Source organism: Streptomyces flaveolus (genome assembly GCF_014648815.1).
Taxonomy (GTDB): Bacteria; Actinomycetota; Actinomycetes; order Streptomycetales; family Streptomycetaceae; genus Streptomyces; species Streptomyces flaveolus.
Genome location: NZ_BMRV01000016.1, coordinates 59,799 through 73,317 on the forward strand (window position 1 = coordinate 59,799; position 13,519 = coordinate 73,317).

At 72.7% G+C, this 13,519-nt stretch carries 16 protein-coding genes; 10 read left to right on the top strand and 6 right to left on the bottom strand.

The features are described 5' to 3' along the window. Positions 1-79 precede the first annotated feature (79 nt). The 6 genes from IEZ05_RS29820 (at position 80) to IEZ05_RS29845 (ending at position 6,486) form a co-directional block, all read left to right on the top strand. Complete coding sequence (locus tag IEZ05_RS29820) at positions 80-1,372, top strand: CAP domain-containing protein (RefSeq protein WP_189233380.1); 1,293 nt, start codon at positions 80-82, stop codon at positions 1,370-1,372. 79 nt (positions 1,373-1,451) lie between these two features. Continuing rightward, positions 1,452-2,129 (top strand): AIM24 family protein, encoded by a 678-nt coding sequence (locus tag IEZ05_RS29825; protein ID WP_189233381.1) that lies wholly within the window; start codon positions 1,452-1,454, stop codon positions 2,127-2,129. Between the two features lie 127 nt (positions 2,130-2,256). Beyond that, positions 2,257-3,216, top strand: coding sequence for a threonine/serine dehydratase (locus IEZ05_RS29830; RefSeq protein ID WP_189233382.1), 960 nt, complete (start codon positions 2,257-2,259; stop codon positions 3,214-3,216). Positions 3,217-3,343: 127 nt separating this feature from the next. Further along, positions 3,344-4,918 carry a serine/threonine protein kinase gene (locus IEZ05_RS29835; RefSeq protein ID WP_189233383.1) on the top strand — a complete coding sequence of 525 codons (1,575 nt, stop codon included), beginning with the start codon at positions 3,344-3,346 and terminating at the stop codon, positions 4,916-4,918. A 67-nt stretch (positions 4,919-4,985) separates the two neighbouring features. Further along, the gene (locus IEZ05_RS29840) at positions 4,986-5,960 is read left to right on the top strand and encodes an LLM class F420-dependent oxidoreductase (RefSeq protein ID WP_189233384.1); all 975 of its coding nucleotides are present in this window, start codon (positions 4,986-4,988) and stop codon (positions 5,958-5,960) included. A gap of 100 nt (positions 5,961-6,060) precedes the next feature. After that, on the top strand, positions 6,061-6,486 hold the full coding sequence (locus IEZ05_RS29845; RefSeq protein WP_189233385.1) for an SsgA family sporulation/cell division regulator: 426 nt from the start codon (positions 6,061-6,063) through the stop codon (positions 6,484-6,486). Between the two features lie 51 nt (positions 6,487-6,537). Here IEZ05_RS29845 and IEZ05_RS29850 read toward each other — a convergent pair whose 3' ends face one another. Further along, complete coding sequence (locus IEZ05_RS29850) at positions 6,538-6,963, bottom strand: DUF6328 family protein (RefSeq protein WP_228753088.1); 426 nt, start codon at positions 6,961-6,963, stop codon at positions 6,538-6,540. A gap of 234 nt (positions 6,964-7,197) precedes the next feature. Between IEZ05_RS29850 and IEZ05_RS29855 the strand changes: the two genes are divergently transcribed. Beyond that, a complete protein-coding gene (locus IEZ05_RS29855) occupies positions 7,198-7,545 on the top strand; it encodes a hypothetical protein (protein WP_189233387.1) in 348 nt (115 codons plus the stop codon). A gap of 39 nt (positions 7,546-7,584) precedes the next feature. Here IEZ05_RS29855 and IEZ05_RS29860 read toward each other — a convergent pair whose 3' ends face one another. Beyond that, entirely contained in the window at positions 7,585-8,568 is a 984-nt protein-coding gene (locus tag IEZ05_RS29860; protein ID WP_189233388.1) for an aldo/keto reductase, read from the bottom strand. Positions 8,569-8,699: 131 nt separating this feature from the next. Between IEZ05_RS29860 and IEZ05_RS29865 the strand changes: the two genes are divergently transcribed. After that, positions 8,700-9,152, top strand: a complete 453-nt coding sequence (locus tag IEZ05_RS29865; RefSeq protein WP_189233389.1) for an SRPBCC family protein — start codon at positions 8,700-8,702, stop codon at positions 9,150-9,152. 19 nt (positions 9,153-9,171) lie between these two features. Here the strand turns inward: IEZ05_RS29865 and IEZ05_RS29870 are convergent, their stop codons facing one another. The 3 genes from IEZ05_RS29870 to IEZ05_RS29880 form a co-directional block, all read right to left on the bottom strand. Continuing rightward, entirely contained in the window at positions 9,172-9,873 is a 702-nt protein-coding gene (locus IEZ05_RS29870; RefSeq protein ID WP_189233390.1) for a ribonuclease H family protein, read from the bottom strand. Positions 9,874-9,904: 31 nt separating this feature from the next. Continuing rightward, complete coding sequence (locus IEZ05_RS29875; RefSeq protein ID WP_189233391.1) at positions 9,905-10,702, bottom strand: VOC family protein; 798 nt, start codon at positions 10,700-10,702, stop codon at positions 9,905-9,907. Positions 10,703-10,870: 168 nt separating this feature from the next. Then, complete coding sequence (locus IEZ05_RS29880) at positions 10,871-11,353, bottom strand: VOC family protein (RefSeq protein ID WP_189233392.1); 483 nt, start codon at positions 11,351-11,353, stop codon at positions 10,871-10,873. Between the two features lie 300 nt (positions 11,354-11,653). Here IEZ05_RS29880 and IEZ05_RS29885 point away from each other — a divergent pair, with 300 nt between their 5' ends. Both IEZ05_RS29885 and IEZ05_RS29890 read left to right on the top strand, forming a co-directional pair. Beyond that, positions 11,654-12,310 carry an ATP-dependent Clp protease proteolytic subunit gene (locus IEZ05_RS29885; protein WP_189233393.1) on the top strand — a complete coding sequence of 219 codons (657 nt, stop codon included), beginning with the start codon at positions 11,654-11,656 and terminating at the stop codon, positions 12,308-12,310. Continuing rightward, complete coding sequence (locus IEZ05_RS29890) at positions 12,310-12,912, top strand: ClpP family protease (protein ID WP_189233394.1); 603 nt, start codon at positions 12,310-12,312, stop codon at positions 12,910-12,912. Before IEZ05_RS29885 ends, IEZ05_RS29890 begins: the two co-directional genes overlap by 1 nt. A gap of 88 nt (positions 12,913-13,000) precedes the next feature. Here the strand turns inward: IEZ05_RS29890 and IEZ05_RS29895 are convergent, their stop codons facing one another. Further along, positions 13,001-13,393, bottom strand: coding sequence for a helix-turn-helix domain-containing protein (locus IEZ05_RS29895; RefSeq protein WP_189233395.1), 393 nt, complete (start codon positions 13,391-13,393; stop codon positions 13,001-13,003). Between the last annotated feature and the right edge of the window lie 126 nt (positions 13,394-13,519).

Consider the following 13,519-nt stretch of genomic DNA (forward strand, 5'->3'; position numbering starts at 1 on the left):
CGGGAACCCCGGCCGGCCCAGGGACGTTGTCCGGGCACCCCCGACTCCCATGGCGGACCACGACACAGGGCGGCACAGGATGAGCGAGTTGGTCCCCGGCGGCAACATTCCCCTGCCGGGCGGCCCCGTGAGCGTGCGGGTGCCGGGCGGGTTCGACGTGTCCGCCCTGATCACGGACGACGGCGGCACGGTGAGCGGTGACGGCGACTTCGTCTTCTACAACCAGCCCGACGCACCCGGCGCCCGGCTGCGGGACGACACGCTCACCGTCGATCCGCGGCGGCTGCGCGCCGGCGCGACCCGGGTGACGGTGGCCGTCAGCCCCGCCGTGCCCGGCACGCTCCTGAGCGACGCGCCCTCCCCCACGCTGGAGGTGGCCGACGCGGCCGGGCGGACGTTCGCCCGCTTCTCCCCGCCCCGCCCGCGCCAGGAGACCGTGCTGCTGCTCGCGGAGCTGTACCGGCGCGGCGACCGCTGGAAGCTGCGCGCCCTCGGCCAGGGGTACGCGGACGGACTGGCCGGACTCGCCCGGGACTTCGGGGTGGAGGTCGTGGACGACGCCCAGGACTCCGACGCGGGCGCCCCGCGGCCCGTCCCCTCGGACGGCTTCCTCGAGCTGGTCAACGCCGCCCGCGCGGCGGCCGGTTCCCCGCCCGTCTCGGCCGACGGGCGCCTGATCTCCGCGGCCCGCTCGCACGCCGGTGCCATGGCCGCCGGGGGCGCGTTGAGCGTGGAGACCCGGGACGGCGTCTCCGTCCACCAGCGCGTCGTACTGGCCGGGTTCGCGTATCTCACCGTCGGCGAGCACCTGGTCTCGGGCCCGCGCACGCCCGCGGAGTTCCTCGCGTACTGCCTGCGCACCGAGCGGACCCGGCGCACCCTGCACGAGGCCGCCTTCACGCACGCAGGCTGGGGCTACGTCACCGGCGGGCCCTCGGGCGACACGTACTGGGCGGCCCTGTGGGCGGTGCCGCTGACGCCGCAGGGCCTGGAACGTGCGACGGGCGAGGTCGTGGCTCTGACCAACCAGGAGCGGGTCCGCGCCGGTCTGCCCGAACTGACCGCCGACCCGCGGCTCACGGCGGCCGCGCAGGCGCACAGCGCGGACATGGTGGCCCGGGACTTCTACGCGCACACCGACCCCGACGGCGGCAGGCCCTGGGACCGGGCCGCAGCCGCGGGCGCCACGCGGCGCACGGTCGGCGAGAACATAGCCTGCGGCCAGCGCTCTCCCGCCGATGTGGTGGAGGGGTGGATGAACAGCCCCGGGCACCGTGCCAACATCCTCGGGGCCGACTTCACGCACGTCGGGGTCGGCCTGGCCGGCGGCGGCCGGGCGGGCACGTACTGGACCCAGTTGTTCGGCGGCTGACCCGGCGTTTCCCGGTCGGAACCGGCCACGGCGATGGGCGATCCTGGCGGAACGAGACGCTCCGGGACAGGATGCCCGCATGAAGGGTGACCTCTTTTCCAGCGAGCACATGGTGCAGCCCGCCTCGGCGCCGGGCATGACCGTCGAGAACGCCAAGTGCGTCCGGTACGTGGTGAACGGCGAGATGCTCGCCCGGCAGGGCGCGATGATCGCCTACCGCGGCGGGCTCCGGTTCGAGCGCAAGGGTCAGGGCGTGGGCGGCATGCTCAAACGCGCGGTCACCGGTGAGGGACTGCCGCTGATGGCGGTGCGCGGACAGGGCGAGGCGTGGTTCGCGCACGAGGCGCAGAACTGCTTCATCGTGGAGGTCGAGCCGGGCGACGAGTTCACCGTCAACGGCCGCAACGTCCTGTGCTTCGACGCGTCGTTGTCGTACCGCATCGCCACCGTGAAGGGCTCGGGCATCGCCGGCGGCGGACTGTTCAACAGCGTCTTCACGGGCCACGGCAGGCTGGGCCTGGTGTGCGAGGGCAATCCGCTGGTCATACCCGTGTCGCCGCAATACCCGGTGTACGTGGACACGGACGCGATCGTCGGCTGGTCCGCCGGGCTGGCGACCTCGCTGCACCGCTCGCAGTCCCTCGGCTCGATGCTGCGCGGGGGTTCCGGGGAGGCCGTGCAGCTGATGCTCCAGGGCGAGGGGTACGTCGTCGTGCGGCCGAGTGAGGCGACGCCGCAGAAGCCCCAGCAGCACTGAGTCCGGCCGGGAGGCCGAAGCCGCGGACCTCACCGGCCGCGCTTCGGAACCCTGTTGACCCGGCGCACGTCGCGCGAAAGGCTGCGGGACGGCGTGGATCACCACCCGCGCCGGAAGGATGACTGCCTTGATCGGGATCACGGAGATCGAAGCCGCGGCCGAACGGATCGCCGGCCATGTCGTACGCACCCCGACGGTGCCGAGTCCTGGACTGACCGCGCTGCTCGGGGCGCCGGTCACCGCCAAGCTGGAGCTGTTGCAGCGCACCGGATCGTTCAAGGCGCGCGGCGCGACGGCGAAGCTGCTGTCGCTGACCGAGGCCGAGCGGGCCGCGGGTGTCGTGGCGGTCAGTGGCGGCAATCACGGCATCGCCGTGGCGGTCATGGCCGCCGCACTCGACGTGAAGGCCACGGTGGTGATGCCGCGTACGGCGCCCGCGCGTTCGGTGGAGACCGCCGAGGAAGCGGGCGCGGTGGTGCGGCTCACCGACGGCATGGACAGCGCCTTCGCGCTCGTGACGCGGTTGCGGGAGGAGGGGCTCACGCTGGTCCACCCGTTCGACGACCCCGTGGTGATCGCGGGGCAGGGCACCGTGGGGCTGGAGTTCGCCGAGGACGCCGGGGAGCTCACCGACGTGGTCGTGAGCATCGGCGGCGGTGGGCTGATCGCGGGCGTGGCGGCGGCGTTGCGGGCCCGCCGTCCGGACGTGCGGATCTGGGGCGTGGAGACGGAGGGCGCCGAGGCCATGTCCCGGGCCCTGGCGGCGGGCGGCCCGCTGCCGGTACCGCTGTCGTCGGTCGTCACCACGCTCAGCGCCCCGTCCGTCTCGCAGCTGACGTACGACCATGTGTCCGCACTGGTCACCGAGGTGCTCGTGGTGTCCGACCGGGATGCGATCGAGGGGTCGTTCGCACTGGCCGAGCACGCCAAGGTGTGGACCGAGCCGGCCGCCGGCTGTCTGCTGCCCGCGGCCCGGCGGGTGGTGGAGCGGGTGGGCGACGGTGCCCGGATCGGACTGGTGGTGTGCGGGGGCAACGCCACGACCGCCGACATGACGGCCTGGGCGGACCGCTTCGGGCTGCGCTGACGCCGGCGTTCCGCGCACGGCGCGCGGGAAAATCGGGTGGTCGCCTCGCGCGTTCGTTGAACGCACCCCGGCCCGCTCACCGTACTCCTGGGCAAGCCGGAGCCGGCGGTGCGAGCGAGGGAGGGCCATGGGCAGGGCGCACGTCTCCACACACGACCTGGTCGCCGGACGGTACCGCCTGCTCGAGGTCGTCCACCGGGAGACGAACCGCGTCTGCTGGTCCGGGGAGGACGCCGCGACGGGCCGCCCGTGCCTGGTGACACAGGTCGGCCTCCCGGAGGAACCCGCCGACGAGAACTCCCGCCGGGCGACCGGCCGGGTCGTGCGGACCTGCGAGACCATGCGGCTGCTCTGCCCGGACCGGGTGGCCGCGGTGGTCGAGGCGGTGGTGGAGCACGGCGCCCTGTGGACGGTCACCGAGTGGGTCGGCGGCACACCGCTCAGTGAACTCCTGGCCGAGCAGGGCGCCTTCAACTACGCACGGGCGGCACGCATCGGACTGGAGCTGCTGGACGTGCTGGAGGCGGCGCACGACCAGGGCGTCACGCACGGCGAGCTCAGCCCGGGGCAGGTGTTCGTGCGCGAGGAGGGCTCCGTCGTCGTCACCGGCTTCGGACTGGCCGGCGCCACCCTCGAGCCGCGGCTGACTGCTCCCTCGTACGCCGCCCCCGAGCAGGCCCGCGACGAGCGGATCGGGCCCGCGGCCGACCTGTGGACGCTGGGCGCGATCCTCTACGCGATGGTGGAGGGCCGCCCGGCGTTCCGTGACCGTGGCCGCGCCGAGGCCACGCTGAAGGGCGTGGACCGGCTGCCGCTGCGCACCCCGGTGCGGGCCGGTCCGCTCACCCAGGTGGTGCAGGGGCTGCTGCGCAGGAACTCCCGGGAGCGGCTGAGCCGCCCGGTGGTCCGTGCGGCCCTCACCCGGGTGCTGTCGGAGGATCCCGAGGCGGCGGCGCCCCCGGTCCCCCGGCCCCGGCTGCGGGGCGCGCGCGCCGCCGCGTGCCGTGCCGGACGCCGGTGGAGCCGCACGACGCTCGCCGGGATCGCCCTGGCCGGAGTCACCGTCACGGTCGCCGCCCTCGCCGTCACCCACGCGCTGCCCGGCACGGGCGACGACACCGGCGCGCGTGAGCGCCCCTCGTCCCCCGCGGCCCCGCCCGCCGGCGGCACCGCGCCCTCCTCCCCCGCTCCCCCGCCGAGCGCGCCACCGTCCCCGTCGGAGCCGGGCGCCGCCGTGCCCGCGGGGTTCCGCCGCTACGAGGCGCCGGAGGGCTTCTCCGTGGCCCTGCCCGAGGACTGGGGGCGGCTGGACACCTCGCGCGTGCCGGGCGGGGCGTACCGGGTTGTCTTCGGGGCGTCCGGCGATCCGCGCACCCTCGCGGTCACCTACAGCGAGCGCGCGGGAGCGGACCCCGTGGCGGTGTGGCGCGACGACGTCGAGCCCGGCCTCGAGCGGTCGGGCGGGTACCGGCGGGTCGGCGGGATCCGCGCGACGACGTACCGGGGCCGCGAGGCGGCCGACATGGAGTGGCTCGCCGAGAACGACGGTGTCCGGGTCCGCACGTTCGGGCGTGGTTTCCTCCTGGGCGGCGGGCGCAGCTTCTCGCTGCGCTGGACGACCCCGGCCGCCGACTGGGACGACGCCGCGAACGAGCGGGCGCTCAGGGCCTTCCTCGCGACGTTCCGGGAGGGTGCTGGCTGACCGGGGAAGGCCCGGGGCTCCCGACATGCGTCCGTTTTCGCTCCGCACGGACGGGGACTCGCCCCGTATGGTGCAAATCGGATACACGATGATGACCGAGCAGGCCGGCCCCCGTGAGCTCGTCGACCACGTGGTGCGGGCCGAGCAGGTGGGCTTCGACTTCTCGGTGACCTCGGACCACTACTTCCCGTGGCTGCGCTCGCAGGGCCACGCGCCGTACGCGTGGAGCGTGCTGGGCGCCGCGGCGCAGGCGACGTCCCGCATCCCGCTGATGACGTACGTGACGTGTCCGACGTTCCGGTACCACCCGGCGGTCGTGGCGCAGAAGGCGGCGACGCTCGCGCTGCTGTCCGAGGGCCGGTTCCGGCTGGGGCTCGGCTCGGGCGAGAACCTCAACGAGCACGTGGTGGGCGGCGGCTGGCCGTCCGTCGACGTACGCCACGAGATGTTCCAGGAGGCCGTGGAGATCATCAAGGCGCTCTTCGAGGGCGGTCACGTCAACCACCACGGCACGCACTTCGACGTCGAGTCGGCCCGGCTGTGGGATCTGCCGGACAGTCCGCCGCCCATCGGCATCGCCGTCTCCGGGGAGCGCTCCTGCAAGCTGGCGGGCGAGCTCGCCGACCTGGTGATCGCCACCGAGCCCAAGGCGGACCTGGTGGAGGCGTTCGACCGGCACGGCGGCCGGGGCAAGCCGCGCGTCGGCCAGCTCCCGGTCTGCTACGACCCGGACCGGGACGCGGCGATCGAGCGCGCCCACTCCCAGTTCCGCTGGTTCGGCAGCGGCTGGAAGGTGAACTCCGAGCTGCCGCATCCGGATTCGTTCGACGCGGCGACCCAGTTCGTCAGGCCGGAGGACGTCGCGGAGTCGATCCCCTGCGGCGACGACCCCGACGCCTTCGTCGAGGCCGTGCGCCCGTATGCGGAGGCCGGGTTCACCGAGATCGCCCTGGTGCAGATCGGCGGCGAGTCCCAACCGGCGTTCCTGGACTGGTCGGAGAAGACCCTCCTGCCGGCACTGCGCGACGCCCTGGGCTCGTGACGACCGGAAGCCCGCGAGGGAATCACCCGATTGCCGGAGCATCTTGCGGAGGATCGGGGTATTAGAGGGCCCTACGTCTGTTCTCCCGGAGGCCCCTGCCGTGAACTCCCTCGTGCACAAGACCCTGGTCGTGCAGCTCCAGACGGGCGACACCGACCGTTTTCCGGTGCTCGCCCACCTGAGCTACGACCCGGCGGACCCGTTCGCGCTCACCGTGGTGTTCAGCCACGACGGCCGTGTGCTGGCCCGCTGGACTCTCGACCGGGAGATGGTGGGCGACGGACTCGCCCGCCCGGTCGGCGTGGGCGACGTGCGGCTGCGGCCCGAGTCGCGGGGCATGTGGGAGGAGCTGCGGATGGAGTTCCTCGGCGACTACCGGCCCGACGGTGAGCGTCATCGCGCGGTGGTCTTCGTGTGGGCGGCCGCGGTGGCCGCGTTCCTGCGCGAGACCCACGGCGTGGTCCGGCCGGGTGAGGAAGAGGTGCACGTCGACGACTTCCTGGCGGAGCTCATGGCCGACGGCTGAGCGGACGCCGGCGCACCGCCACGGCGCGGCTCCCCGGGAGGGGCCGCGCCGTCAGCGTGAGGTGTGGCGGTACCGGGTCCACAGGGGTATCCCGAACCAGCACAGCAGGTACCACAGGACCACTCCGGTGACCAGGTAGGGCACGAAGCCGTCGTGGGTCGCCACGCGCAGGATCAGCAGGAGCGAGGAGGTCGTGGTGGCGAGCAGCAGCACCAGGCCGAGCAGGGTCAGCCGGGAGGCCCAGCGCACCGCCTGCGGTTTCACCCGCCGCCCGGAGACGAGGCGGTGCAGGGACACCGGCCCGATCAGGGCGCCGGTCGTCACGGCCCCGAGGACGACCGTCACCAGGTAGATCGTCCGGTTGACGTCCGACAGGTCGTCGTACTTCGGGGTGAACACGACGGTGAGCAGGAAGCCGAAGAGGATCTGCACACCCATCTGCGCGACGCGGACCTCCTGGATCAGCTCCGTCCACATCCGGTCCGCGCGCTCCTCCTCGGTCTCGTCGCGCCCCCGGCGCCGTCCCGGGTCGCCCGTCGTGTCCGCGTGCGTGTGCGCCACTGTGCCTCCCGTTGCCGCCGCCTGGGTCCTCTTCCCTCTTCCCGGGTTCCCCGCGGTCAGACGCCGTGCCGGAGGCGGCGTCCGGTTTGGGCGGTCGGGGGGCGGTTACACGGGCGGGACCCACACCGAGGCACAGGAGGTTGGCGAAGCATGTCCGACACTCAGCTCACCGTGACACTCAGCGGTGGCGGCATCGACGACGCGCGGGCGGTGGTCCGCGCCCTGGAAGGCGCCTTCGGAGCGCCCGACGACCTGCCGGGCGACGAGCGGGCGACGGTCCGCACCGCGACCTTCAGCTCGCCGCCCTCCCCGGAGGCGGACCCGGCACCCCGAGAGGCGGGTGCGGGGCTGTCGGCGCCGGTGACGGTCACCGTGCAGGGCTCCCCGCAGGCCGTCGAGGCCGCGAGCAGGACGCTGACCGGCGCCTTCTCGACGCGGGACGAGGGCGCCTCCTCCGGCGACCAGGAGCGGGAACGGCAGCTGCTCCTGGTGCCGTGAGAGAGGTGGTCGAGTGCCGCCGTGCCCGGCCGGAGCGGGCTACCAGCGGCCCTCGACCTGCTCCTTGATCCGGCGGTCGTAGAGGTCGCGGATCGCCGTGAGCGTGTCGTCGGACAGCTCCGGCAGCCGCGCGGCGTCCGTGTTGGCGCGGGCCTGTTCGGGCGAACGCGCGCCGGGGATCACGGTGGTCACGCCGGGCTGCTGGACGATCCAGCGCAGTGCCAGCTGGGCCGGCGTGTATCCCTCGGGGGCGAGGGCGGCGAACTCGGCGGCGGCCTCCACGCCGGTGGCGAAGTCGACGCCGGAGAAGGTCTCGCCCTGGTCGAACGCCTCGCCGTGGCGGTTGAAGCTGCGGTGGTCGTTCGCGGCGAAGACCGTGTCCTTGGTGTACTTGCCGGACAGCAGGCCGGAGGCGAGCGGCACCCGGGCGATGATGCCGACGCCGGCCTCCCGGGCGGCCGGCAGGACCTCGCGCAGCGGCTTCATGCGGAACGGGTTGAGGATGATCTGCACACTCGCCACGTTCGGCCGGGCGATGGCGGTCAGTGCCTCCTCACAGGTCTCGACGCTGACGCCGTACGCCTTGACGCGCTCCTCCTCGACGAGGGTGTCCAGGGCGTCGAACACCTCGTCGGAGGAGTAGACCGGGGTCGGCGGGCAGTGCAGCTGCACCAGGTCGAGGACGTCGACGCCGAGGTTGCGCCGGGAACGGTCGTTCCAGTCCCGGAAGTTGTCGAGCACGTAGTTCTGCGGGAGCTGCTCGACGCGCCGGCCCATCTTCGTGGCGACCAGCACGTGCAGGTCCGGCCTGCTGCGCAGGAAGGTCGCGATGGTCTCCTCGCTGCGGCCGTCGCCGTAGACGTCGGCGGTGTCGAAGAAGGTGACGCCCGATTCGGCAGCCGCCTCCAGTACCGCGAGGGCTTCCTTGTCGTCGACGTCTCCCCAGTCGGCGCCCAGTTGCCAGGTGCCGAGGCCGATGACCGACGCGTGCTGGTCCGACCTGTCGAAAGTGCGCTCGTCCATGCCCTCAGTCTGTCATCCACGGCCGCTCGCGACCGCGCCGGGACGGCGGGTCCCGCACTGGGGGTGATTCGCCGGGCGGCCGTCGGGTACCCGCGCGGCTCCGTCCGACGAACCGAAGGAGGAGAGACAGCGTGTCGCAGGTCGAGCAGTCCATCGAGGTCCGCGTCCCGGTCCGTACCGCCTACAACCAGTGGACCCAGTTCGAGTCGTTCCCCGAGTTCATGAACGGGGTGGAGCGCATCGAACAGCGCGGTGACACCCTCACGCACTGGGTGACGAGCGTGGACGGCGTCCACCGGGAGTTCGACGCGGAGATCACCGAGCAGATCCCGGACGAGCGGGTCGCGTGGACCACGGTGTCCGGCGAGGCCCGGCAGGCCGGTGCGGTCACCTTCCACCGCCTGGACGACGACCGCACCAAGGTGATGCTCCGGATGGAGTTCCAGCCGGAAGGCGTCACCGAGAAGGTCGGTGACAAGCTCGGGGTCGTGCAGCGGCAGACCAAGGGCGACCTGGAGCGGTTCAAGCGGTTCATCGAGGCGCGTGGCCGGGAGACCGGCGGCTGGCGCGGCACCGTCGCCTGACCCCCGCGTCCGGGAGGGGCTATCCGGCCGCCGCCGTGCGGCACTCCGGGTGACCCCAGCCCTGGTCGTTCTTGGCGATGGACTCCCCGGCGGCGTACGAACGGCCGCACACGCAGCGCCCGGGGAACTTCGCCTTGATGGTGCGCGCGGAGGCACCGCCGCTCTTGCGGGCCGTTCCCGGTCCGCGGCGGGGTGCCTTCCTCGCCGCCGGGACGTCCGGTGCGGGCGGCGGCTCGGGTGAACCGAGGCCGCTGCCCGCGGGCTCCTGGACGGTGGCCGCCTGGCTGGCGGCACGGTCGGCGAAGTCGTTGAGCCTGTCGCCGTCGACCTGGTGGGCGGGCACGTAACGGAACTCGACCGAGCGGCCGTCGAGCAGCTCGTCGATGCGGACGACCAGCTCCTGGTTGGCGACCGGCTTGCCGGCGGCGGTCTTCCAGCCGTTGCGCTTCCAGCCGGGGAGCCAGGTGGTGACGGCCTTCATCGCGTACTGGGAGTCCATGCGGACCTCCAGCGGCACATCCGGGTCGGTCGACGCCAGCAGGCGCTCCAGCGCGGTGAGTTCGGCGACGTTGTTGGTGGCCCGGCCGAGCGGACCCGCCTCCCAGCGGGCCGGCACCTCCGACGCGTCGGCCACCACCCAGGCCCAGCCTGCCGGGCCCGGGTTTCCCTTCGAAGCCCCGTCGCACGCGGCCACCACACGTTCACGCATGGCCCCGATCATGCCATGGGCCGGCCGGGTGCCCGGACGGGCCTCAGGAGACGGGCTTGAGGTTCGGCATCTCCCCCTCGGTCTTCGTGATGTCGATCACGGAGAAGTTCGCGCCCTGCGGGTCGCTGAGCGCCGCGAAGCGGCCGAACGGGGTGTCCATGGGGCCGAAGCGCAGGACACCGCCGAGCTTGGTGGCGCGGGCCACGGCGTCGTCGCAGTCCGCGACGGTGAAGTAGACGTTGATGTAGGGCGCCACCTCGGGAGGGAATTCCTCCGTCATCCGCATCCGGCCCAGGACGGGGCGGTCGCCCAGGTCGAAGACGCGGAAGTCCACGTGCTCGTCCTCCATCTGCTTCGCCCCGTAGGAGAAGACGGCGGGGAAGAACGCGTCCGATTTGTCGGGTTCACGGGTGAAGACCTCGGCCCAGCAGTACGCGCCGGGCTCGGCCATCGCCTCGAAGCCCTCGTGGGTGCCGCCCTGCCAGACGCCGAACACGACGCCGCCCGGGTCGCGGGCCAGGCACATGGTGCCGAAGTCGCCGACCTGCATGGGCTCCATCAGCAGCTCGCCGCCGGCCTCGCGGATGCGGCCGGCGGTCGCGGCGGCGTCCGGGGAGGCGAAGTAGAGGCACCACTGGGACTGGTCCTCCTGGCCGGGCGGCGGCGGGACCACCGCGGCGACCGCCTTGCCGTTCGCGTAGCACTGGGTGTAGTTGCCGTACTCCGACGACGACTCGCCGAAGGTCCAGCCGAGGACGTCGCCATAGAAGCTCTTGGCCCCTTCGACGTCACTGAACATCGCGTCGGCCCAACAAGGGGCTCCCTCGGGTTGCACGGCCATGACTGCCGCCTCCGCATTGCTGAATGTGCCGGATGGTTGTGGTGGTGCGGACGGAGTGAAAGGTCCGTTTCCTCACGCTAGTCATCACGGCCCGGCCCCGCGCGCCGAGCGCCGCGGTCCTGGACGGGCCGGATGCGGTCCGCCGTGCCCGGGCACGGCTGCGGCGCCTCACTGTCCCGCGTACGCCTTCTCCAGCTCGGCGATGTCGAGCTTGCCCATCGACATCATCGCCTTGAAGGCACGCGCGGCCCTGGCCGGGTCCTCGTCGCGGAACATCTCCTCGATCCGGACGGGCACGACCTGCCACGACACCCCGAACCGGTCCTTGAGCCAGCCGCACGGGCCGTGCTCGCCGCCGCCCTCGACGAGCTTGGCCCAGTAGTGGTCGACCTCCTCCTGGGTCTCGCACATGACCTGGAAGGAGACGGCCTCGTTGAAGGTGAACTGGGGCCCGCCGTTGAGGGCGACGAACCGCTGGCCGTTGGCCGTGAAGTCGACGGTCAGGACAGTGCCGGCGGTGCCGGGCGCACCCTCGGGATAGTGGGTGACGGCACCGATGGCCGAGTTCTTGAAGACGGAGACGTAGAACTCGGCGGCCTCCTCCGCCTGGCCGTCGAACCAGAGACACGTGGTGAATCCGTCGGTGGTCATGAGTACCTCCCGGGCGCGGGTGTGGAACGCGGTCACCACTGTCGACCGGCGTGGGTCCGGGAACTCATCGGTCGTCGCGCCGAATGTTTCCGCGGCACCCCGCGCCGGCCGCGTGAGCGCTCTGCCCACGGCGAATCTGCCGCGGGCAGAGAAATCCCCGCGGGGCGGGCCCCGGGCCGAGAGTGGAGGAACCGCGGCGCACCAGCCGCTCACGACTTCCTCGACGACTCGACCATTCGATACCTCGCCGCATCACCACATCGCGTCATCGACACATCGACACATCGACAAGGAGCGCCGATGTCTCCATTCACCACCGGCCCGGCGCCGGCCACGCTTCCCCGCGCGGAGGAGGGCGACACCCCCGCTACCCGGTTCGACGACCATCTGGCCGCGCAACTGCTCGCACAGCGCATCGTGCTGCTGGGCACGCAGGTCGACGAGGTCTCCGCCAACCGGGTCTGCGCCCAGTTGCTGATCCTCTCGGCGGAGGACCCGCGCACCGACATCAGCCTGTACATCAACAGCCCCGGCGGCTCGGTGCACGCGGGGCTCGCCATCTACGACACGATGCGGCTGATCCCCAACGACGTGGCGACGCTCGCCATGGGCTTCGCCGCCAGCATGGGGCAGTTCCTGCTCAGCGTCGGCGCGGCGGGCAAGCGGTACGCCCTGCCGAACGCGCGGGTCATGATGCACCAGCCGTCGGCCGGCATCGGCGGCACCACCGCCGACATCGAGATCCAGGCGGACAACCTGGAGTTCACCAAGCGGACAATCGAGCGGATCACCGCCGAGCACACCGGCCAGAGCCCGGAGACGATCTCCCGGGACGGCGACCGCGACCGCTGGTTCACGGCCGAGGAGGCCAGGGAGTACGGCATGGTCGACCGGGTCGTGGAGTCCCTCGCGGACGTCCGCCCGGCCGCTTCGCGACGCAGGATGGGGTTGCAGTGATGGGGAGCTACACGATTCCGAACGTCGTCGAGCGCACCCCGCAGGGCGAGCGGTCCTACGACGTGTTCAGCCGGCTGCTGTCGGAGCGGATCATCTTCCTGGGCACCGAGATCGACGACGGCGTGGCCAACGTCGTCATCGCGCAGCTCCTGCACCTGGAGTCGTCGGCCCCGGAGAGCGAGATCGCGATCTACATCAACTCCCCCGGCGGCTCGTTCACGTCGCTGATGGCGATCTACGACACGATGACGTTCGTCCAGGCGCCGATCTCGACGTTCTGCGTCGGGCAGGCTGCCTCCACGGCGGCCGTGCTGCTGGCCGGCGGGGACGCGGGGCGCCGGTTCGTCCTGGAGCACTCGCGGGTGCTGCTCGGACAGCCGGCCAGCGGCGGACGGCAGGGCACGGTCTCCGATCTGGCCCTGCAGGCCAAGGAGATGGTGCGGATCCGCTCCCAGGTCGAGGAGGTGCTGGCCCGGCACACGCGGCACGACCCGGCGACGCTGCGCGCGGACATGGACCGCGACAAGGTGTTCACCGCCGAGGAGGCCGTGGCCTACGGGCTGGCCGACGAGGTGCTCAGCCGGCGCCTCGTGAGGGTGTGAGCGGTGCGGGTGTGAGACGTCGGCCCGGTGCTTCGCGACGACCGTGACCGTCGTCGCGAAGCACCGGGCCGGACAGCGGGACACCCCGTCAGGCGGCCAGGCACATCCCGTCGTACCGGGCGCCGGAGGCACCGCGGCCGTGGCCGGCGCCGCTGTGCCGCGCGGTGAGGCGGATCAGCTCGCCCTGGGCCCGCGCCAGCAGGTCGCCCAGGCCCATGCCGAGGGCGCCCGCGGCGGCGGCGAGGACCTCCGACGAGGCCTCCTTGCGGCCGCGTTCCACCTCCGAGAGATACGGCATCGAGATGCGCGCGCTCTCCGCGACGTCCTTCAGGGTGCGTTCCTGGGCCTGGCGTTCACGCCTCAGGACGTCGCCGACCAGATCGCGCCACAGGGGCTCTCTGACGGGGGGACGGTCCTCCGGGCGCGCGGTCGGCGGGCGCAGGGGAATGACGCGGGCTTCGTTCGGCACGTGGCTGGTCACGTCTACAGCCTAGGAGTCCGGCGGCCGGGGGGAAGGGGGCGGCATTTCGCCCACAGGGAAATCCGCCGGAGGACGGCTTCCGCGACAGGCGCGTCCTGGTGCCGCCCGCCGCTCACCGGCCTAGTG